Origin of the sequence: Oceaniglobus roseus (genome assembly GCF_002869745.1) — a bacterium.
GTDB lineage: Bacteria > Pseudomonadota > Alphaproteobacteria > Rhodobacterales > Rhodobacteraceae > Oceaniglobus > Oceaniglobus roseus.
Window position 1 is genome coordinate 14744 of the sequence record NZ_PNOS01000015.1, and the last position, 20669, is coordinate 35412.

Sequence of the window (20669 nt, forward strand, 5' to 3'; positions counted from 1 at the left end):
CACTGGGAGGAGAGAAATTGAAACGCAAGATAAGCATGTTGGCGGCCGCTGGCGTCGCCGCCCTGGCCGCGGGGTCCGCCCTGGCGCAGGATTCGAAGACCTTGGCCATCGTGGTCAAGGGGCTCGACAACCCGTTCTTCGAGCAGATCAACCTCGGCTGCAAGAAGTGGATGGAGGAGCACGCGGACAGCGAGTACAAGTGCCTCTACACCGGCCCCGCCTCCTCCGCCGACGAGGCGGGCGAGGTGCAGATCGTCGATGACCTGCTGTCCAAGGGCGTCGCGGCCATCGCCATTTCGCCCTCGAACGCGCCGGCCATGGCGAACCGCATCCGCGACATCGCCCCCTCGGTGCCGGTGATGACGGTGGACGCCGATTTCCTCGAGCAGGACCGCGACCTGCGCAAGACCTACCTCGGCACCGACAACTACCTCATGGGCGTCAAGATGGCCGAGGAGGCGGCGAAGCTGAAGCCCGAGGGCGGGACGGTCTGCCTGCAGCTCGGCAACGTCGCCGCCGACAACATCAACGCCCGCGCCCAGGGTTTCCGCGACACGGCGGGGGGCGAGAAGGGCATCGACCGGCTGACCGGACAGGGCGGCTGGACCGAGATCGAGGGCTGCCCGGTCTTCACCAACGACCAGGCCGACCTCGCCAACCAGCAGATGTCCGACGTTTTCACCGCGAACCCGGACCTCGACGCCTTCGTGCTCGTCGGCGGATGGGCGCAGTTCGCGCCGCAGGCCTATGCGCAGGTGACGGATCAGGTGATGGACAAGCTCAACGCGAAGGAGCTTGTCATCATCGCCGGCGACACGCTGCCGCCGCAGACCAAGGCCTTCCGCGAAGGGCGCAGCCACGCCCAGGTCGGCCAGCGGCCGTTCGAGATGGGTCTGCGCGCGCCCGACGTGATGATCCAGCTCATCAACGGCGAAAGCGTGGAAGATCCGCTGTTCACCGGCCTCGACGTCTGCAATGGCGACGATCCGGGCTTCTGCAAGGACAACTGACGCCCGCGTCTCGCGGGCCCGGACAAGGCCCCCGCCTGCGCCCCGCCCCGGCGGGGCGCAGTGCGTTCGACCCCGGGGCATCTGTCGCACGTCCGGAGTCCCGCATCCGGGCGGGGCGCACCCCGGCCACAGCCACGCTGGACCTTTCCCCGCTCCGCCAAAGGCCGCCGCCCGGTGCATCGACCGGCCCGGCGGCATGTTTTTTTTCTGGAACGTTCCCGTGATGAGCCTGTTCGAGGGGCCAGACAGAACTTCTACACGGAAGAAAGGCATACCATCATGGCTTTGACAAAGCTGACAGTTTTCCCCTCCGTCCGCAGCGCCCTGCTGTGCGGCGCAATGGCGGCCCCGGCCTTCGTTCCGGGCCTCGCGATGGCCCAGGATCAGGCCGACCCCTGCGCGGAACTCGAGCAGGCGGCCGCGGACGTCGACTTTGAGAACTCCGACATCTCGCGCGACGAATTCGACCGGGTGGTCCAGGGCGACGACGCCCAGCAGTGCGAGGCGTGGCTGGTGCAGGTCAGCGCCGAGGGCGTCGTACGCGACACCGAGCGGGCGCGTGTCCGGCTCGAGGACGAGGTGGTGATCGAGGGCCGCGTGATCGTCGATCAGCAGTCGCCCAAGGTCGACGTGCAGGAGCAGGCGGCCGAGGTCTCCGTCTCCGGCGCGACCCCCGGCGTGAACGTCTCGCAGGGGCCCATCGACATCGTGGTGCGCCAGGCCGCGCCGCGCGTGACGCTCGACATCCCGCAGCCGACCGTCACCATTGACCAGCCCGCCCCCGAGATCATCGTGACGATGCCCGACCCGAACGTGGATGTCGCGGACGCGCGCCCCAAGATCGAGGTGCGCCAGGCCGAGCCGCGGGTGCAGGTCACGGTCCCGAAGCCCGAGGTCGAGCTTGACCTGTACCAGGCGGAAGACCCCGAGAACTCGCCCGGCATCGCGGTGGAGCAGCGCCAGGCGCAGGCCGGTGCCGAGGGTGCCGCCAAGGAGGCCGACGTGACCATGAACCGCGCCGAGCCGAAGATCATCTTCCAGGACTCGGAGCAGCAGGCGAACGTGCAGATGTCGCGCAGCGAACCGAAGGTCCGCTTCGAACAGGCCGAGGCCGAGGTCAAGGTGAACTCGTCGGGTGAGCCGAAGGTGAACTGGACGCAGTCGGGCGAGCCCACCGTCCGCTTCGCCGACAATGCGGGCAATGCCGACGATGCCGACGCCCGGCAGGCCACCGGGCAGAACCGCCAGGCCGACGCAAGCGCCAACGCAAACGGCGGGACCGACGCCTCGAACGACACGGCGCAGGCGCAGGCGGATGCCGGGCAGGCCACGCTGACCGGGGACACCCCTGGCCAGAACGACGGCCAGGACATGGCCCGGAACAGCGGGCCCAACGTGCGGCGCGACGGTTACGAGCGGGTGGACCTGCAGAACCTGGAAACGGCCGATCTGGAAGGCACGACCGTCTATGGCGTGCGCGGACAGGACGTCAGCGAGATCGGCGAACTCTCCATGGCCGAGGATCAGCCGGAGACCGTCATCGTCGATGTCGGCGCCCTGACCGGGGCGGATTCGCAGCGGGTCGAGATCCCGTTCACGGATCTGACGGTCCTGCGGGCGCAGGGCAACGATGACCTGCGGGTCTACATCGACGCCAGCCAGGAACGGCTGACGGGCTATCCCGAAGCGGGCTGACCCCCGCCTTCTTCCCCTGTCGCGGGGCCGCCCCAAGGGCAGCCCGGCGGGGAGCCGCCAGACCGCGCCTCCCCGCCGACCGGACCGCCCGCGGCCTTCCGCCGCGGGCCAATCGGACCGCGACAGGGTCCGACCAGAAAAGGAATACCAACCATGGCCAGTCCACCACCCACCGACAGGCGCGCATCGACATCCTCGGGAACACGCTGGGGCGTGATCGTCGCGGGGGTCGTCGTCGTCCTGCTGATCCTCTACCTGCTGTTCGGAAACGCCTGGCGCGGCGACCCCGTGGCCGAGCAGGTGCCCGCCGACGAGACTTCGTCGCAGTACACCGATTCTGCGTCCGACTCCGCCACGACCGGCACCGCTGACGAGGCGACTCCGGCCGAGACCGGAACCGCATCCAACACGCCGGCCGCCGAAACCGGAACCGCATCAACCGCGCCGGCCGCCGAGCCGGAAACGGCCGCCGACACTTCCGGGACCGACAGCGCCGCCGCGAACCCGGACGCCGACACCGGCTCCACCGCCCAGGACGATGGGGCGAGCGACGAGACCGTCATCGACGTCGAGGGCGATGCAAAGGTGGACGTCCTGGACGACTCCTGAGTCGCGCAGGCCCCGCGCCGCGTCCCCGCGCCTCGCGCCCGGCCACTGAAGGGACAGAGGCCCGACCGGCCCGGAAGACCGCTTTCCGCCCGGACGATCCAGACCAAACCCCAGACCCGCCCCGCGACAATCTGAACCGGTTCCGGAACCAGACGCGGCGGGTCTGGTTGCCTTCCTGCGACTGGGCGGGGACGGCAATGGACGATACGACATTCGATGCAATCGTGATCGGCGGCGGCTCCGCCGGTTTGTCCTTCGCCCGCACAGCCTCGGACCGCGGCGCAAAGATCGCCCTTGTCGAGCGGGACACCCTGGGCGGCACCTGCGTCAACCGCGGCTGCGTGCCGAAGAAGATGCTGTGGACCGTCGCGCGCACCCTGCGCGAGATGTCCGGACTGGCCGGAACGGGCATCGTGAACAGTGTACCCGCCGTCGACCTGCACACCCTGAAAAAGCGGCGCGACAGCAAGATCGGCGAGATCGTCGACTCCTATGCCGGAAAGCTGGAGAGCTGCGGCGTCGCCCGGGTGCAGGGTACTGCGCGACTGGAACGGCACGGCGACGCCACCTCCGTCTCGGTCGGCGACACGACCCTGCGCGCACCGCACGTCGTTCTGGCCACCGGCGGTCGGCCCGCGCGCCCGGCGTTCGACGGTGCCGGTCTCTGCGATGTCAGCGACGACGTCTTCGGCTGGACGGCGGTGCCGCCGCGGCTCGTCGTCGTCGGCGCAGGCTACATCGGCTGCGAATTCGCCGCGATCCACGCCGCGCTCGGGTCCGAGGTCACGCTGGTCTCGGATGTCGAGACAGTTCTGACCGAGTTCTCGGACCCGCTGCGATCCGTCGCCGCCGACAACCTGCGCGCCCAGGGCGTGACGCTGCATCTCGGCCGCGAACCCCGCTCGGTCGTCCGCGATGGCGAGGGCTTCCGCATCACGCTCGACAACGGCGGGATCCTGGACGCCGACAAGGTGCTGCTCGCCACCGGGCGCGACACCAACCTCGACGTCCTCGGCGACCTCCGGGACCGGATCGACATCACCGAAGGTGGTCACATCGCGACCGATTGCCTGACCACCTCCCGTCCCGGCCTGCACGCCATCGGCGACTGCGCCGACCGCCTGCCGCTGACGCCGGTCGCCATCGACGACGGCCGCGTGCTGGCCGAGCGGCTGTTCGGCGACGGCGCGGCACGGCCCTGCGACCTCGACCGCGTCGCGACCACCGCCTTCCTGCTGCCGCCCGTGGCCGAGGTCGGGCGCAAGGACACGCTGAAGCGGAAGGACACCAGCACGCCGCTGGAGAACACTGTCTTCGGCGGCACGGCCTGCGATTTCTGGGCCTACGGCACCGACAGGGGCGGGCTGTCCGCCGTCGCCCTCGTCGGAGACGGCGTGGCCGAGGCCATCGGCATCGCCGCGCAACTGATCGCCGCCGGTCATCCGACCTCGCATTTCGACCGCGCCCTGCCGGTGCACCCGACCATGGCCGAAGGCCTGCTGACCGCTCCCTACTGCTGAACACCCCACACCGGAGACGAAAATGGACCTGAAGATCGAAGGAAAACGCGCGCTCATCACCGGCGCGACAGGCGGGCTGGGGCTGGAAACCGCCCGCGTCCTGCACCGCGAGGGGGTGAAGCTGTTCCTCTCCGACCTCGACGCCGACAAGCTGGCCGAAGCGGCGTCGGAACTGGGCGCCGATTTCGCGGCCGCCGACGTGTCGTCGCAGGAAGGCTGCGAGAAGCTGGTCGCCGAGGCCGGCACCGGCTTCGACATCTGGTTCCACGCCACCGGCGTCACCGGCGGCAAGGGCGATCCGCTCCGGATGTCCGAGGAGGACTGGAAGGACGCGCTCGACATCGACTTCCTGTCCGCGGTGCGGCTGGCCCGCCACCTCTGCCCCCCGATGATCGACCGCGGGTGGGGTCGTGTCGTCTTCGTGACGTCCGAGAACGTGGCCCAGCCCTATCCCGACGAAACGGTCTACAACTCGGCCAAATCGGCGCTTCTGAGCTTCGCCAAGTCGGTCGCCATGCAGCACTCGAAATCCGGACTGCTGGTGAACTGCGTCGCCCCGGCCTTCATCGAGACGCCGATGACCGACGGCATGATGGAGAAGCGGGCGAAGGAGATGGGCACCTCGATCGAGGAGGCGGTGGAAAGCTTCCTGAAGGAACAGCGACCCTATCTCGTCCTGGAACGCCGCGGCCGACCCGAGGAGGTCGCGCCGGTGGTCGCCCTGCTCTGCTCCGAGCTCGCCTCCTTCGTCACCGGCGCGAACTGGCGGGTGGACGGCGGCGCGGTCGGCTCGATCAACATATGAGCGGGCCGCGCGGCTGGTCGGCGCTGCAACGCCACATCGCCGACCACCCGGTCGAAGGCAGCCCCGAGGAGATGCGGGCGGCCTTCGCTTCCCTTGCGCCGAAGGGTCCCGACGGGCGGGCGGAGACCATCGGCGGCGTGCGCTGCACCGTGTTCGGCAACGACGGCCCGGCGCCCCTGCTCTGGGCCCACGGCGGCGGTCTGGTCTTCGGCTCTCCCGCCACCCATGCTGCGCTGGCCGACCGCCTGGCCGGGGTGCTGAACCGCCCGGTGATCCTGCCCGACTACCGCCTCGCGCCCGAACACCCTTGGCCCGCGTCGCTGGAGGACATGCTGGCGGTGCTCGACGCCCTGCCCGGCACCACGGACCTTGGCGGCGACAGCGCGGGCGGGCAGCTGGCGCTTCTTTCGGCGCTGCGCCGTCCCGGCAAGGCCGGTCGCCTGATCCTGATCTCCCCCAACACCGACCGCAGCGGCCAGAGCACCACGCGGCAGAGGAACAGCGCCCGCGACGCGATGAACGACGACGCGCAGGACCTGGCCCTCGCGCGTCTCTCTTTCGGCGAAAGCGTCGCCGACCACCCCGACGGCTCGCCCCTCAACGCCGACCTCTCGGCCCTGCCCCCGGTCTGGATCACCGCCTGCACGGACGAGGTGCTGCTTGACGACACGCTCCTGCTGATCCCGGCCCTCGGCCGGGCGGGCGTGCCGGTGCAGGCGGACATACGGCAGGGCCTCTGCCATCTCTGGCCGCTCTGGCCCGATGCCCTGCCCGACGGGGCCGCGACCTTCGACGCGCTCGCCGCCTTCGCGGCTGCGCCCGGATGACGCGGGGGCGGCAAGGAACATCGCCCGGCCCGGCACGTTGCCGCCACGACTTCGAAAACAGTCCCCGAAAAGGACCGATCCCATGAACGACAACGTCAAGATTCCGGCCCAGAGCCAAGGCAACATGCCTGCGGACGAACACAGGATGCACCCCGCCCCCGACTACCTGCCGCGCCACCCCGGCGTCGGCAAGCTGACGGACAAGGTGGCCCTTGTCACCGGCGGCGACAGCGGCATCGGCCGCGCGGTGGCCGTGCTGTTCGCCCGCGAAGGCGCGAAGGTCGCCATCGCCTACCTGGAAGAGGACGAGGACGCCAACGAGACGAAGCGCCTGGTCGAGAACGAGGGCAGCGAGGCGCTGCTGCTGCGCGGCGACCTCGGGAGGAAGGACCACGCCACCCACGTCGTCGAGGAGACGGTGAAGCGGTTCGGCAAGCTCGACATCCTGATCAACAACGCCGCGATGCAGTGGCTCGACGAGGAGCTGACCGAGCTTTCCGAGGAAACCCTGCGCCGCACCTTCGATTCCAACGTGATGAGCTATTTCTTCTGCACCCAGGCCGCGCTGCCGCACCTGAAGGAAGGGGCGCGGATCGTGAACACGACCTCGGTCAACGCCTTCAAGGGCAACAGCTCGCTCATCGCCTATTCCACCACCCGCGGCGCCACGCTCGCCTTCACGCGGTCCCTGGCCGAGAACCTCGTCGACAGGGGCATCCAGGTGAACGCCGTGGCCCCGGGGCCGATCTGGACGCCCTTCATCCCCGGCTCCATGCCCGAGGACATGGTCGAGGACTTCGGATCCGGCACACCCCTCGGGCGCGCCGGGCAGCCGTGGGAGGTCGCCACGGCCTACCTGTTCCTCTGCTCCTCCGACGGCAGCTACTACAACGGGCAGACGCTTCACCCGAACGGCGGCAAGATCGTTGGCGCCTGAGCGTCCGTGGCCGAAGGCGCCCACCGTCTACCAGATCTACCCGCGCTCCTTCCGGGACACGACCGGAAGCGGCGTGGGCGATCTGAACGGCGTGACCGAGCAGCTGGACCACGTCGCAAGCCTCGGCGTCGATGCCATCTGGCTGGCCCCGCATTACGTCTCGCCCTGGGCGGACGGCGGCTATGACGTCGCCGATCACCGGGCGGTCGAACCCCGTCTCGGCACGCTCGCGGATTTCGACCGGCTGGTCGCGCGGGCGCACGAGCTGGGGCTGAGGGTGATCGTCGACCAGGTGCTGAACCACACAAGCTGCGAACACCCGTGGTTCGTGGCGGCCCTCGATGGCGACGACGCGATGGCCGAACGCTATCTCTTCCTCGACCCGAAACCCGACGGAACGCCGCCAAACAACTGGCTGTCCTTCTTCGGCACCCCGGGCTGGACCTGGAGCCACCGGCGGCGGCAGTATTTCTTCCACCAGTTCCTTGCCTGCCAGCCCTCGCTGGACCTGCGCCATCCGCAGGTGCAGGAGGCGCACCGGGACCAGATCCGCTACTGGCGCGACCGGGGCGTTGACGGCTTTCGCTTCGATGCCGTCACCTCCTATCTCTGGGACGAGAGCCTGGCCGACAATCCCCCCGCGACGCCCGAGGTGAAGGCCAGGGTGCAGGGCCCGGATTTCAGCCCCTACACCTGGCAGGACCACGTCCATGACATGCTGCCCGGCGACGGCGCCGACTATGCCCAGAAGCTGCGCGACTGGGCCGGAGAGGACGCCTGGCTTCTGGGCGAGATCGGCACCGGCAACAAGTCGTTCGAGATCTGCATGTCCTTCAGCGCCCCGGGCCGCTTGGACGCCGCCTATTCCACCGACCTGCCGGAAAGCCACGGCGCCCCGGCGGTGGTGGCGCGGGCGGTGGACCAGACCGACCTGCAACGCTTCGCGCACTGGATGTCCTGCCACGACCAGCCCCGCCACAACCGCAGCGGCACCCCCGAGGAGGCGCGGTTCTTCGCCCTGCTCATGGCGGTGCTGCCCGGCCCCTGGATCCTCTACCAGGGCGAGGAATGGGGATTGCCGCAGCCCGAGCTTCTGAAGGAGGAGATCACCGATCCCTACGACCTTCTCTACTGGCCCAACCACCCGGGCCGCGAAGGTCCGCGCGTGCCGATGCCCTGGGACCCCGACGCCGGGAACTTCGGCTTCACCGATGGCACGCCGTGGCTGCCGATGCGCTGGCAGCCCGGACCGCTGCGGCAGGCGCAGCAGGAGGACGGCGTCGCCGCGACATATCGCAGGCTGATCGCGCTGCGCCGCGAGATGGGCTGGGCCGCGGCGGCGATGGAGAAGTGCGACCACGGCGAGGACTGGCTGGAATTGTGCCTTCTCGGAGAGCAGGGACGCTTCCGCGCCTGGTTCGGTTACGGCCCCGAAGCCGATGCGCCCGCCATCGACGACGACGCCCTCTGCTTCGCCCTGAAGGGCAACGGCGACGCCGAGTGGCGCGCCGCCGTCTGGAAGCTGGACTGATCCTCAGTCGAGGATCAGCCCCGCCAGGAAGCCGACGACCAGCCCCGCCCCCACCGCGCCGCCAAGCAGCAGCTTGCGCGCCCGGTCGCCGTCCACGATCACCCCGCTCTCCGACGCGCGGTCCCCGAAGTCGCCCGCGGCGCTGGCGGGGTGGTCCACCGGCTGGAACAGGTTGTCGGGCCGCCCGCCCGGTTCGGGCATGTCCGAATGCTGGCTTTCGACACCGTCCCTGCTCATCCGCCGGTCGATGTAGTCCGGCAGCAGCATGTCGCCGAACACCAGCTTCAGCACCGACTTGCCCACCAGCAGCTCCCGCGCGCCGGTCTTCGCCGCCTGCACCACCGCCTTCGCGGCAAGCTCGGGCGCGAAGATCGGCGGGGCGGGTTGCGGCTTGTGGGCCAGACGGTTCTTCGCCCAGGTGAACTGCGGCGTGTTGATCGCGGGCAGCTGCACCAGCGACAGCTGGATCGGCCGCTTCTCGGCGATCAGCTCGGACCTGAGCGCACCGGTGAACCCGTTGATCGCGTGCTTCGCCGCGACATAGGCCGCCTGCAACGGCACCGGGCGATAGCCGAGCCCCGAGCCCACGTTGACGATGTTGCCGCGCTCCATAAGCTTCAGCGCGATGCGCGTGCCGTTGACCTGGCCCAGGAAGGTCACCCGCACGATCCGGTCGAACTCCTCGGGCGTGACCTCGGCAAAGGGCGAGAAGCTGGTCGCCATGGCGCAGTTGACCCACACGCGCAGCGCGTCCCCCGATCCGACGATCCCGCGCACCGCCGCCTCCAGCGCCTCGGCGTCGGCCACGTCGGCGCTGGCCACGGCGACGCGGTCGCCGTGGGCCGCCGCGATCTCGTCCAGCCGCGCCTGCCCGCGGGCGATCACGCCCACCCGGTGCCCCTCGTCCAGCAGGGCCGAGACCACGGCGCGGCCCACTCCGGCGCTGCCGCCAAGGACGATGGCGGTGACGGGGCCGCTCATCGCCGCGCCTCCCCTGCGGAACGGCGATGCAAGGTAGGGTCAGATCGAGATGTCATGGAAAGCTCCGAAGCTGCTGGGCCGGGCGGGTTGCGCCGGAAGAGTGACTGCCGGCGCCCGTGGCGGGCCGCCGACCGTTCCAGTTCAAGCCCCGGACATGCAGAGGGTTCCGTGCCCGGCCGCGGCCATTTCGCTCAGGCCTGCGCGGTTGCGGCCTCCATCTCGACCAGCGTCAGGAAGCCCGGGTCGCGCCCCGGATCCTGCGGCCAGAGCTGCCGCCCGCCGCGCCCCGGCCAGCAGGGCGATCCGTCCAGTGCCACGCGCAGCGCCAGCCCCCCTGCCCCGTCGCCACGCCGGAGTTCCAGCGTCCCGGCGGCAGGCGAGGACACCGAAAGCGCCCCCGCGAACAGCTCGGGCCGCTCGCGCTTCAGGTGCAGCATCATCGTCAGCAGCCGCGTCTTCTGCCCCGAAAGTCCCGGCGCATCCGACAGGCGCCGCAGCGCGGCAAGGTCCACGGGGCTGCGGTTGTCGGGATCGGTCAGCGCCAAGAACTGCCCCTCGCAGCCGCGATAGATGTCGGGGATCCCCGGCAGCATCAGCTTGACGCCCAGCTGCACCAGCGCCAGCCGGTCGCCAAGCGCCACCAGATCGCCCAGCCCCGGCGGCGGCGCCGCGCGCCAGGCGGCCGTCAGCGCCCCGAGGAAGCGGTGCACCGATGCCTCCGCCTCCGCGTCGGGATGGGTCCAGCTGGTGATCTCGTCGCCCTCGCGCAGCGCCTTGGTCGCGTGCTCTGCCAGGCGGCGGTCCAGCTCGGGGTCCTCGGCGTCCCAGATCGCGAGCACCGCCTGCACCATGTACCACAGCACGTTGCCCGGCACCTCCCGCGCCTCGGGCAGGGCCCGCGCGGCCGCGACCAGCGCCAGCGACGCCTCGGGCCGACGGGTCCAGGCCACCAGCCGCATCCGCGCATCCTCGCTCCGCTTGGTGTCGTGGGAAGAGGTCAGGATCAGCCCCGTGCCCGGCTGCGCCGCCGCCCAGGCCTCCAGCTCCGCCGCGTCGGCAGAGGGCGCGTCGGGGTCGGCTCCCACCTCGCAGGCGGCGAGAAGCGGGGTGAAGCGGAACTCGGCCGTGTCCTCGTGGGCCTTGGCCAGCATCGCGCCCGTCACCTGCTGGAAGCGCACCCGCAGCTTCTGCTCGGCCGGGGTCCGGTCGTCGGTGATCATCCGCACGACCATGTTCACCACGTCGGGGCTGCGCAGGGGCTCCGCCGCCTCCTCGGCCACCTGCGCCATCAGGCGCAGGTCGGCCTCGGGCGCACCGTTGTCCGAGAAATAGGTGCGATAGCGCGGAAACGCGGTCAGCAGCGCCAGGAACGCCTCGCGCAGGGCCTCGTCGCCCGGGTCGACGGTGTCGATCCCGTCCGTCGCCTGCCGGGCGAGCGAGATCAGCCGCCGCAACTCCGCCGCCAGGTCGCGGCGGATCACGTCACCCTTGGCGATGGCCAGCGTCTCGTGGAAGCTTCCGGGCTTCTCCGTCTGCGCCACCCATTCCCGGCGCAGCCGCTCGGCCCCTTCCCCGTCCGACAGCACCCGCGCGATCATCGTCGCGGCCTCGTAACCCGTCGTACCCTCGATCGGCCAGTCCGCCAGCCGCTCGTCCCCGGTCAGGATCTTCTCGACCCAGATCGGCACGTCCCCGACCGCAAGCCGCAGCAAGGAGAGGTAGGCGGCCGGATCGGCGAGCCCGTCGATGTGATCCAGACGCAACCCCTGCACCTGCCCTGCCTCGACCAGCTCGACAACCAGCCGGTGCATGTCGGCGAAGACCTCCGGATCCTCGACCCGCATCCCGATCAGGCCCGTGACGTTGAAGAACCGCCGGTGCGTCACCCCGTCCCGCTCGCGCAGCCAGTGCACCGCGCGCCAGTGCTGCGCCTCGTGCAGTTCGGCCAGATCCTTGCCTTCCGCATCGGCGCGCAGCGGCACGGTGAGGCCGCCGATCCGCAGCCCGTCACCGTCGCGCGCCACCTCGCCCGCGGCCAGCAGCGCCTCGAAGGACTGCTCGAGCCAGGGCAGCACCAGCGGCCCCTCGTCCCAGTCGATGTCGAAATACTTCGCGTGGCGGCTGTCCCGCCCCTCGCGCAGCACGTCGATCAGCCAGGGATTGTCCAGCGAGAAGGCCGTGTGGTTCGGCACCAGGTCGAGGATCAACCCGATCCCCGCCGCCTGCGCCGCCTCGGACAGCCGGTCGAAGCCCACCCGCCCGCCAAGCGCCGGGTCGATCTCGGTCGGGTCGGTCACGTCGTAGCCGTGGGTGGATCCCGGCGTCGCGGTGAAGATCGGCGACAGGTACAGATCGGTGATCCCGAGGTCCGTCAGGTGCGGCAGGAAGGCGATGGCGGCGTCGAAATCGACGCCATCCCTCAGTTGCAGACGATAGGTGGCGAGGGGCAGCTTCATCGGGGTGTGACCTTCACGGCGAGATGACAGGGATCCTCCGGCGTGCCGAGGGCGAAGCCGGGGTCTTCGAGGACGACGGGGCGCTCGGGCAGCGCGCCGAGATGGGCGACGATCCGAAGCACTCCGGCATGGAACGGCCAGCGGCCATGGAGCGATCGCGGCCCGGTTCGCGCCACCTCCGCCGCGCCGGCCTCGCCGGATTTCAGCAGAGGAACCAGGGCGCGCGCCCGGTGTGTCAGGGCGTGGCGCGTCAACTCGCGCCAGTCGTCCGCATCCGCGGCGGGCCGGTCATAGGGGCGCGAGGCCGCGAAGGTCGATGGCGCTAGGGAGTCGGGCACGTCGCCGCCGAACTGCGAGAAGGCGGCGAACTCCGCCGCCCGGCCCTTGCGCACGCCCTCGCCCAGCTCGCCTCCGAAATCGGCGAAGAACAGGAACGGCGCCCGCGCGCCCTCCTCCTCGCCCATGAACAGCATCGGGATCGCCGGCGCGCTCAGCAGCAGCGCATGGGCGATCCTCATCGCGCCAAGCTCGCCCCGCGCCTCGGCCAGGGCGATCAGCCGCTCGCCCGCGGCGCGGTTGCCGATCTGGTCGTGGGTCTGGTTGGCGTTGACGAAGGCCCAGGGCGGCAGGTGCCCCACCGGCGCCCCCCTGCCCCGGTCGTTCGGCTGCCGCGTCTGCCCCTGCTCCACATGTCCCTGCTCCAGCGCGCAGGCGAGGTCGCGCAGGGGATCGACGGCAAAGTTTGCGTAATAGCTCTCGTCCTCGCCGGTCAGCAGGCAGTGCACCGAATGGTGGTAATCGTCGTTCCAGTTCGCGGTGATCGTCCCGCGGTCCCGCGCGTCCGGCAGGTTGCGGTCGTCCTCGGCGATCAGGTGGACCTTGCGCCCCGGCACCTCGGCCTCCAGCGTCTCGGCCAGCTCCCGCAGCAGATGCACCGGGCTGCCGTCGCGGATCTGGTGCACGGCGTCCAGCCTGAGCCCGTCGAAGCCGTAGTCGCGCACCCACATCACCGCATTGCCGATGAAATAGTCCCGAACATGGCGGTTGCCGTAGTCGATCCCCTGTCCCCAGGGCGTCTCGCGCCCGGAGTCGAAGAAGTCGGGGGCCAGCCGGGTCAGGGTGCCGCCCTCGGGTCCGAAATGGTTGTAGACCACGTCGAGGATCGCCAGCATCCCGGCGGCATGGATCGCGTCCACCAGCTCGCCCAGCTCCTGCGGCGTGCCGTAGGCCGGGTGCGGCGCGAAGGGCAGCACGCCGTCATAGCCCCAGCCCCGGCTCCCCCCGAAGGCGCCGACCGGCATCAGCTCGACCGCCGTCAGCCCCAGCTCGGCCAACCCGGCCATCCGCGCGGCGGCGGCGGCGAAGGTGCCCTCGGGCGTGAAGGTGCCGACATGGAGCTCGAGGATCGACACCTCGCGCCAGTCCCGGTCCGGCGAAGGGACGCGCGGCCCTGCAAGGCGGCTCAGCCGGGCGGGCCCGTGGACGTCCTGCGCCAGCCAGCGGGCGGCGGGATCGGTCACGCGCTCCCCGTCCGCGATCATCTCGTAGACGGCGCCGTCCGGACCCCGGAAATCCACCATGTGCAGACCGTCCGAGCCCCGGGTCGCGGGGATCTCTTGCCCGTCCAAGACCAGCGTCACCTCCCGCGCGGCAGGCGCCCAGAGCCGAAACCGCCAGCGGTCGTCGTCGAGCGGCGAGACGCCCCAGAGGGGCGCGCGGTGGTCGGAAATCATGGCGGGGCGATCTTGCTGGGACATCACGAGCCAAACCGCCGAACCTCCGGGGAGTTCCTGAAGAACGCTCCCCAGGCGCCCGAAGCCGCGATGCGCTGAAAACTTGGGATGGGTGATATCACCAATCCTGCCCGAACCGCACTGCGCGAACGACAGGGGGCGCGGCCTGCGCCGCGCCCCCTGCCCTTTTCGTCTTGAAGGCTTACTGCCAGGACTTCACCAGCTCGTCGTAGCTGATGGTCTTCGGCTCCTCGTCCTCGTTCTCCAGCTTGGCGACGGGCGAGCCCGGCTCGTCCAGCCACTCCTGCGGGTCCTTCGGCTCGTTCATCTTCGGGCCGATGTCGCCCTGGATGCCGGCGCGCTCGATCCGCTCCATCACCTTCTCCTGCGCCTCGCAGAGGGCGTCCAGCGCCTCCTGCGGGGTCTTGGCGCCGGACATGGCGTCACCGATGTTCTGCCACCACAGCTGCGCCAGCTTCGGATAGTCAGGCACGTTGGTCCCCGTGGGCGACCAGGCGGTGCGGGCCGGCGAGCGGTAGAACTCGATCAGGCCGCCAAGTTTCGGCGCCCGCTCCGAGAAGTGGTCGGAGTTGATCGTGCTCTCGCGGATGAAGGTCAGGCCCACGTCGGACTTCTTTACGTCCACGGTCTTCGAGGTCACGAACTGCGCATAGAGCCAGGCGGCCTTGGCGCGGTCCTCCGGGGTGGACTTCATCAGCGTCCACGAGCCCACGTCCTGGTAGCCGACCTTCTGGCCGTCCTTCCAGTAGACGCCGTGGGGCGAGGGCGCCATGCGCCACTTCGGCGTGCCGTCCTCGTTCATCACCGGCAGGCCGGGCTTCACGGTGTCGGCGGTGAAGGCGGTGTACCAGAACATCTGCTGCGCGACGTTGCCCTGGGCCGGGATCGGGCCGGCCTCGCCGAAGGTCATGCCCATGGCGGCGGGGGGCGAGTACTTGTTCAGCCACTCGATCGCCTTGGTCACCGCATAGACGGCGGCGGCGTCGTTGGTCGCCCCGCCGCGGTTGACGCAGGAACCCACGGGCTGGCTGTTCTCGTTCACCCGGATGCCCCACTCGTCGACCGGCAGGCCGTTCGGCTCGCCCACGTCGCCCATGCCGGCCATCGACATCCACGCGTCGGTATAGCGCCAGCCGAGCGAGGGGTCCTTCTTGCCGTAGTCCATGTTGCCATAGACCTCGCCGTTCACGCCCATGTAGGACATGTCGCGGCCGGTGAAGAACTCGGCGATGTCCTCGTAGGCCGACCAGTTGACCGGCACGCCGAGGTCATAGCCGTACTTCTCCTTGAAGTCGGCCTTGGTCTTCTCGTCGTTGAACCAGTCGTAGCGGAACCAGTAGAGGTTCGCGAACTGCTGGTCGGGCAGCTGGTAGAGCTTGCCGTCCGGCGCGGTGGTGAACTGCGTGCCGATGAAGTCCTCGAGGTCGAGGGTCGGCGAGGTCACGTCCTTGCCCTCGTTCGCCATCCAGTCGGTCAGGTTGCGGACCTGCTGGTAACGCCAGTGGGTGCCGATCAGGTCGGAGTCGTTGATGTAGGCGTCGTAGATGTTCTCGCCCGACTGCATCTGCGTCTGCAGCTTCTCGACGACGTCGCCCTCGCCGATCAGGTCATGGGTGATGTTGATCCCGGTGATCGCGCTGAACGCCGGCGCCAGCACCTGGGATTCGTACTCGTGGGTCGTGATCGTCTCGGACACCACCTTGATGTCCATGCCCTTGAAGGCTTCGGCGGCGTCGATGAACCACTGCATCTCGGCTTCCTGCTCCTCGCGGGTCAGGGTCGACATGCCGTTGATCTCGTTGTCGAGGAATTGCTTGGCCTCGTCCATGCCGGCGAAGGCCGGGGCGGAGGTCATCGCCAGGGCGAAGACGACCGCGGTGGTGGATCGGAGTGATAGTGACATTTGGTCCTCCCTATGGGCAGTTTCTGTTGTGAAGCACGCCGCGTCCCCGCCCCTGCCCGGGACGGCGCCGCGGCCTTGTCCGGTCTCAGACCCAGCGGAACACCGCTGCGGCATAGACCAGGCAGACGAGCAGGGCATACGGCTGGTACGCCCCGACAATTCCGAGCCAGGCCAGGTTGATGAAGGCCGAGCCGAGAAGGGTGATGAACAGCCGGTCGCCCCGGGTGGTCTCGATCCCCAGCACACCGGTGCGCGGCGTCTCGGGGAAGCGGATCGCGAGGATCGTGAAGGCGATCAGCAGGCAGGCGATTACCGCGAAGAAGGCCGCCGTCGGCCAGGTCCATGCCATCCAGTCCATCAGTGAACCTCCATTCCGGCGCGCAGGTGGCGAACCTCCATCACACCCTCCCCAGGGCAAAGCCCTTGGCGATGTAGTTGCGCACGAAGTAGATCACGAGCGCCCCCGGCACGATCGTCAGCACCCCCGCCGCCGCCAGCACGCCCCAGTCGATGCCCGAAGCCCCCTGCGTCCGCGTCATGATGGCCGAGATCGGCTTCGCGTCCACGGTCGTCAGGGTCCGCGACAGCAGCAGCTCGACCCAGGAGAACATGAAGCAGAAGAAGGCCGCCACGCCGATCCCGGAGGCGATCAGCGGGATGAAGATCTTCACGAAGAACTTCGGAAAGGAATAGCCGTCGATATAGGCCGTCTCGTCGATCTCCTTCGGCACCCCGCGCATGAAGCCTTCGAGGATCCACACCGCCAGCGGCACGTTGAACAGGCAGTGCGCCAGCGCCACCGCGATATGCGTGTCGAACAGCCCGACCGAGGAGTAGAGCTGGAAGAACGGCAGCGCGAAGACGGCCGGAGGCGCCATCCGGTTGGTCAGCAGCCAGAAGAACAGGTGCTTGTCGCCCATGAACGAGTAGCGCGAGAAGGCATAGGCCGCCGGCAGCGCCACGGAAAGCGAGATCACCGTGTTCATCACCACGTAGATCAGCGAGTTGACATAGCCCATGTACCACGCCGGATCCGTCAGGATCGTGCGGTAGTTGTCCAGCGTCAGATTTCGCGGCCACAGCGTGAAGCTGTTCAGGATCTCGGTGTTGGTCTTCAGGCTCATGTTCAGCAGCCAGTAGATCGGCACCAGCAGGAACAGCAGGTACAGGACCATCACCACGGCCGACCCGTTGGGGCGGAACCGCTTCTTCGTCGCGGTCCGCGTCTCGGTCACGTCTCTGGGAAGGCCCGCCGCTCCGGGGGCCTGCGCAGTGTCGGTCATGACGTCGCATCCCTTTTGTCGAGGTTGGTCATCACGGTGTAGAACACCCACGAGATCAGCAGGATGACGAGGAAGTACATCAGGCTGAACGCCGCCGCCGGGCCGAGGTCGAACTGGCCGAGCGCCATCTTCACGAGGTCGATCGACAGGAAGGTGGTCGCGTTGCCCGGACCGCCGCCGGTGACGACGAAGGGCTCGGTATAGATCATGAAGCTGTCCATGAACCGCAGCAGGATCGCGATCATCAGGACGCCAGTCATCTTCGGCAGCTCGATGTAGCGGAAAACCTTCCAGCGGCTCGCCTGGTCGATCTTCGCCGCCTGGTAATAGGCATCGGGGATCGACTGGAGACCGGCATAGGCCAGCAGCGCGACGAGCGAGGTCCAGTGCCACACGTCCATCACGATCACCGTCACCCAGGCCGCGAAGATGTCCTGCGTATAGTTATACGAAATACCCAATTTCGACAGCGTGTATCCCAGAAGCCCGATGTCCACCCGGCCGAAGATCTGCCAGATCGTGCCGACCACGTTCCACGGGATCAGCAGCGGCAGGGACATCAGGACGAGACAGACCGAGGCCCAGAACCCCTTCTTCGGCATGTTCAGCGCCACGAAGATGCCAAGCGGCACCTCGATCGCCAGGATGATCGCCGAGAAGGTCAGCTGCCGCCACAGCGCGTCCCACATCCGCTGGGATTCCAGCATCTCGGAGAACCACTCGAGCCCGGCCCAGAAGAACTGGTTGTTCCCGAACGTGTCCTGCACCGAGTAGTTGACCACCGTCATCAGCGGGATCACCGCCGAGAAGGCGACGAGCACCAGCACCGGCAGCACCAGGAACCACGCCTTCTGGTTCACCGTCTTGTCCATCAGCGATCTCCCTTCGTGCCGCAGCCTCTGCGACGGACGTCACCGCGGGGGGGTGCAGGCGTCACGCTCATGCCGCCTGCCCCACGACGCGCCAGTCGTCGGAATACACGTTCACCCGCTCCGGCTCGAACTCCACCCGCGCACCGTCCGCGGGGACCTGCTGGTCCTCGCCCGCCACCAGGTTGATGTCATGGCCGAAGAAGGTCGCGCGGATGATCTTGTGCCGCCCCACGTCCTCGACCCGGTTCACCGTCACCGGCAGGCCGCCCTGCGTCACAAGCCGCCCGTATTCGGGCCGGACGCCGATCTCGACCTTGCCCTTCAGCGCGCCGTAGCCGCGCGCCAGCGGGATCGACCCGTCGCCCACCATCGCCCGGTCGCCCTCGATCCGGGCGGGCAGGACGTTCATCCCCGGCGAGCCGATGAAGTAGCCGACGAAGGTGTGTTCGGGCGTCTCGAACAGCTCTTCCGGGGTGCCGATCTGCACCACCCGCCCGTCGTACATCACCACCACCTTGTCGGCGAAGGTCAGCGCCTCGGTCTGGTCGTGGGTGACGTAGATCATCGTGTGGCCGAAATCGTGGTGCAGCTTCTTCAGCTGGGTCCGAAGCTCCCACTTCATGTGCGGGTCGATCACCGTCAGCGGCTCGTCGAACAGGAGCGCGTTCACGTCCTCGCGGACCATGCCGCGCCCCAGCGAGATCTTCTGCTTCGCATCCGCGGTCAGCCCCCGCGCCTTGCGGTTCAGCTCGGCCTCCATGCCGATCATCGCGCCGACCTTCTGCACCCGCCGCGCGATCTCGTCCGCGGGCAGGCCGCGGTTCTTCAGCGGGAAGGCCAGGTTCTCCTTCACCGTCATCGTGTCGTAGACCACGGGAAACTGGAACACCTGCGCGATGTTGCGCGCCGCCGTCGGCTGGTCGGTCACGTCGACGCCGTCGAACAGGATCCGCCCCTGCGACGGGATCAGCAGCCCCGAGATGATGTTCAGCAGCGTGGACTTGCCGCACCCCGACGACCCGAGCAGCGCATAGGCCTCGCCGTCGGCCCAGTCGTGGGTCATCTGCTTCAGGGCGAAGTCGTCCTCGGACTTCGGGTTCGGCAGGTAGGAATGTGCCAGGTTGTCGAGCGTGATCTTTGCCATGTCCCCTCCTCAGGCCGCCTGCGCATAGGGCGCGGGCAGCACCAGCCGACCGTCGCTGTCGAAAAGATAGACATGGCGCGGCGCCAGGTAGACGCGGATCCCCTGCCCCGGAGTCAGCTTGTGGATGCCGTGGACCAGCCCCACCCAGGTCTCGTTCTGGAACGCGAGGTGCAGGAAGGTCTCGGCCCCCGTCAGCTCGGTGACGGACAGCGTCGCGTCGAAGGCGATGGCATCGGCGTCGTGACTCTGGATCTCCAGGTGGCTCGGGCGGAACCCGGCGATGTACCGGCCGTCCGCGATGTCCCGCATCGACGGCGGCACCGCACCGGTCTGCCCCTCGCCGAAGCGCAGGGTCTCGCCGCTCTTGGTGACCGCGACGAAGTTCATCGGCGGATCGGAGAACACCCGCGCCGTCGTCGCATCCACCGGCTGGCGATAGACCTTGGGCGTCGGGCCGAACTGCGTCACCCGGCCTTCCCACAGCGTCGCGGTGTTGCCGCCGAGAAGAAGCGCCTCCTCCGGCTCGGTCGTGGCATAGACGAAGATCGCGCCGGATTCCTCGAAGATCCGCGGGATCTCCACCCGCAACTCCTCGCGCAGCTTGTAGTCGAGGTTGGCCAGCGGTTCGTCCAGCAGCACCAGCCCCGCGTCCTTCACCAGCGCCCGCGCCAGCGCGCAACGCTGCTGCTGACCGCCCGACAGCTCCAGGGGCTTCCGCTGGAGCATCGGACCCAGCTTCATCAGGTCCGCCGTCGCGCGGACGCGCCGGTCGATCTCGGCCTTGTCGACCCCCATCAGCCGCAGCGGCGAGGCGATATTGTCGTAGACCGTCATCGAGGGGTAGTTGATGAACTGCTGGTATACCATTGCGACCTTGCGGTCCTGCACCCGCTGGCCGGTCACGTCCTCGCCCTGCCACAGGATCCGCCCCGTGGCCGGCTGGTCGAGCCCCGCCATCAGCCGCATCAGCGATGTCTTGCCCGACAGCGTCGGGCCCAGCAGCACGTTCATCGTGCCCTTCTGGAGGGTCAGGTCGGTCGGATGGATGTGGACGGACGCGCCGACGGTCTTGGACACGTTTTCCAGCTGCAACGTCACGCCAATCTCCTCCCCTTCCCTGCCGCCGATTCGCGGCTGCCGACGGTTTCGCCTGGCATGGTCCCGGCGGCCGGTTGCGGCCTGCCGATGCTGCTCCCGGAGAAGGCGCGGGTCAACGCCGTAACCCCTCCGGTCCGCATTCGAGCCGGACGTTATCGCAGCGCGTTGGAACATAAAAGCCCAAAAAGGAACTTTTTCGTTTTCGTTTGGGTTCGCTTTGTGGCATCAAGCCCAAAACATGATC

The 20669-nt window shown here is 68.8% G+C and carries 17 protein-coding genes; 8 read left to right on the top strand and 9 right to left on the bottom strand.

The genetic code is table 11. The features are described 5' to 3' along the window. Positions 1-35: 35 nt before the first annotated feature. From A7B20_RS09320 to A7B20_RS09355, 8 genes are all read left to right on the top strand, one after another. Positions 36-1010 (top strand): substrate-binding domain-containing protein, encoded by a 975-nt coding sequence (locus A7B20_RS09320; protein ID WP_102108304.1) that lies wholly within the window; start codon positions 36-38, stop codon positions 1008-1010. Between the two features lie 279 nt (positions 1011-1289). Next, positions 1290-2705, top strand: a complete 1416-nt coding sequence (locus A7B20_RS09325; protein ID WP_157937645.1) for a PRC-barrel domain-containing protein — start codon at positions 1290-1292, stop codon at positions 2703-2705. A 153-nt stretch (positions 2706-2858) separates the two neighbouring features. Further along, positions 2859-3314: a hypothetical protein gene (locus tag A7B20_RS09330; RefSeq protein WP_157937646.1), complete on the top strand. Its 456-nt coding sequence runs from the start codon at positions 2859-2861 to the stop codon at positions 3312-3314. 197 nt (positions 3315-3511) lie between these two features. Beyond that, entirely contained in the window at positions 3512-4834 is a 1323-nt protein-coding gene (locus tag A7B20_RS09335) for a dihydrolipoyl dehydrogenase family protein (protein ID WP_102108307.1), read from the top strand. Positions 4835-4856: 22 nt separating this feature from the next. Beyond that, positions 4857-5639, top strand: a complete 783-nt coding sequence (locus A7B20_RS09340; RefSeq protein WP_102108308.1) for an SDR family NAD(P)-dependent oxidoreductase — start codon at positions 4857-4859, stop codon at positions 5637-5639. Further along, entirely contained in the window at positions 5636-6466 is an 831-nt protein-coding gene (locus tag A7B20_RS09345) for an alpha/beta hydrolase fold domain-containing protein (protein ID WP_102108309.1), read from the top strand. Before A7B20_RS09340 ends, A7B20_RS09345 begins: the two co-directional genes overlap by 4 nt. An 82-nt stretch (positions 6467-6548) precedes the next feature. Beyond that, positions 6549-7403 (top strand): SDR family oxidoreductase, encoded by an 855-nt coding sequence (locus A7B20_RS09350; protein ID WP_102108310.1) that lies wholly within the window; start codon positions 6549-6551, stop codon positions 7401-7403. Next, positions 7393-8934 carry an alpha-amylase family glycosyl hydrolase gene (locus A7B20_RS09355; RefSeq protein WP_102108311.1) on the top strand — a complete coding sequence of 514 codons (1542 nt, stop codon included), beginning with the start codon at positions 7393-7395 and terminating at the stop codon, positions 8932-8934. The genes A7B20_RS09350 and A7B20_RS09355 overlap by 11 nt, the downstream gene beginning before the upstream one ends. A 3-nt stretch (positions 8935-8937) precedes the next feature. Here the strand turns inward: A7B20_RS09355 and A7B20_RS09360 are convergent, their stop codons facing one another. The 9 genes from A7B20_RS09360 to A7B20_RS09400 form a co-directional block, all read right to left on the bottom strand. Further along, the gene (locus tag A7B20_RS09360) at positions 8938-9915 is read right to left on the bottom strand and encodes an SDR family oxidoreductase (protein ID WP_102108312.1); all 978 of its coding nucleotides are present in this window, start codon (positions 9913-9915) and stop codon (positions 8938-8940) included. Between the two features lie 191 nt (positions 9916-10106). Next, positions 10107-12371 (bottom strand): malto-oligosyltrehalose synthase, encoded by a 2265-nt coding sequence (gene treY / locus A7B20_RS09365; RefSeq protein WP_102108313.1) that lies wholly within the window; start codon positions 12369-12371, stop codon positions 10107-10109. Then, positions 12368-14104, bottom strand: a complete 1737-nt coding sequence (treZ, locus tag A7B20_RS09370; protein WP_245866758.1) for a malto-oligosyltrehalose trehalohydrolase — start codon at positions 14102-14104, stop codon at positions 12368-12370. The genes treY and treZ overlap by 4 nt, the downstream gene beginning before the upstream one ends. Positions 14105-14306: 202 nt before the next feature. Then, a complete protein-coding gene (locus tag A7B20_RS09375) occupies positions 14307-16028 on the bottom strand; it encodes an ABC transporter substrate-binding protein (RefSeq protein ID WP_172960987.1) in 1722 nt (573 codons plus the stop codon). A gap of 85 nt (positions 16029-16113) precedes the next feature. Further along, complete coding sequence (locus A7B20_RS09380; RefSeq protein WP_102108315.1) at positions 16114-16386, bottom strand: DUF2160 domain-containing protein; 273 nt, start codon at positions 16384-16386, stop codon at positions 16114-16116. Between the two features lie 40 nt (positions 16387-16426). Beyond that, positions 16427-17311, bottom strand: coding sequence for a carbohydrate ABC transporter permease (locus tag A7B20_RS09385; protein ID WP_102108316.1), 885 nt, complete (start codon positions 17309-17311; stop codon positions 16427-16429). Next, positions 17308-18183 (bottom strand): carbohydrate ABC transporter permease, encoded by an 876-nt coding sequence (locus A7B20_RS09390; protein ID WP_102108317.1) that lies wholly within the window; start codon positions 18181-18183, stop codon positions 17308-17310. Before A7B20_RS09390 ends, A7B20_RS09385 begins: the two co-directional genes overlap by 4 nt. Before the next feature lie 67 nt (positions 18184-18250). Next, positions 18251-19327 (bottom strand): ABC transporter ATP-binding protein, encoded by a 1077-nt coding sequence (locus tag A7B20_RS09395; RefSeq protein WP_102108318.1) that lies wholly within the window; start codon positions 19325-19327, stop codon positions 18251-18253. A gap of 9 nt (positions 19328-19336) precedes the next feature. Next, positions 19337-20425, bottom strand: a complete 1089-nt coding sequence (locus A7B20_RS09400; protein ID WP_102108319.1) for an ABC transporter ATP-binding protein — start codon at positions 20423-20425, stop codon at positions 19337-19339. Between the last annotated feature and the right edge of the window lie 244 nt (positions 20426-20669).

Bases quoted from the DNA above. Each gene is read 5' to 3' on its own strand.
- treZ (WP_245866758.1), bottom strand. From the start codon at position 14,104: ATGATTTCCGACCACCGCGCGCCCCTCTGGGGCGTCTCGCCGCTCGAC.
- treY (WP_102108313.1), bottom strand. From the start codon at position 12,371: ATGAAGCTGCCCCTCGCCACCTATCGTCTGCAACTGAGGGATGGCGTC.
- A7B20_RS09325 (WP_157937645.1), top strand. From the start codon at position 1,290: ATGGCTTTGACAAAGCTGACAGTTTTCCCCTCCGTCCGCAGCGCCCTG.
- A7B20_RS09320 (WP_102108304.1), top strand. From the start codon at position 36: ATGTTGGCGGCCGCTGGCGTCGCCGCCCTGGCCGCGGGGTCCGCCCTG.
- A7B20_RS09330 (WP_157937646.1), top strand. From the start codon at position 2,859: ATGGCCAGTCCACCACCCACCGACAGGCGCGCATCGACATCCTCGGGA.
- A7B20_RS09395 (WP_102108318.1), bottom strand. From the start codon at position 19,327: ATGGCAAAGATCACGCTCGACAACCTGGCACATTCCTACCTGCCGAAC.
- A7B20_RS09345 (WP_102108309.1), top strand. From the start codon at position 5,636: ATGAGCGGGCCGCGCGGCTGGTCGGCGCTGCAACGCCACATCGCCGAC.
- A7B20_RS09360 (WP_102108312.1), bottom strand. From the start codon at position 9,915: ATGAGCGGCCCCGTCACCGCCATCGTCCTTGGCGGCAGCGCCGGAGTG.
- A7B20_RS09335 (WP_102108307.1), top strand. From the start codon at position 3,512: ATGGACGATACGACATTCGATGCAATCGTGATCGGCGGCGGCTCCGCC.
- A7B20_RS09350 (WP_102108310.1), top strand. From the start codon at position 6,549: ATGAACGACAACGTCAAGATTCCGGCCCAGAGCCAAGGCAACATGCCT.
- A7B20_RS09375 (WP_172960987.1), bottom strand. From the start codon at position 16,028: ATGTCACTATCACTCCGATCCACCACCGCGGTCGTCTTCGCCCTGGCG.
- A7B20_RS09390 (WP_102108317.1), bottom strand. From the start codon at position 18,183: ATGGACAAGACGGTGAACCAGAAGGCGTGGTTCCTGGTGCTGCCGGTG.
- A7B20_RS09385 (WP_102108316.1), bottom strand. From the start codon at position 17,311: ATGACCGACACTGCGCAGGCCCCCGGAGCGGCGGGCCTTCCCAGAGAC.
- A7B20_RS09380 (WP_102108315.1), bottom strand. From the start codon at position 16,386: ATGGACTGGATGGCATGGACCTGGCCGACGGCGGCCTTCTTCGCGGTA.
- A7B20_RS09340 (WP_102108308.1), top strand. From the start codon at position 4,857: ATGGACCTGAAGATCGAAGGAAAACGCGCGCTCATCACCGGCGCGACA.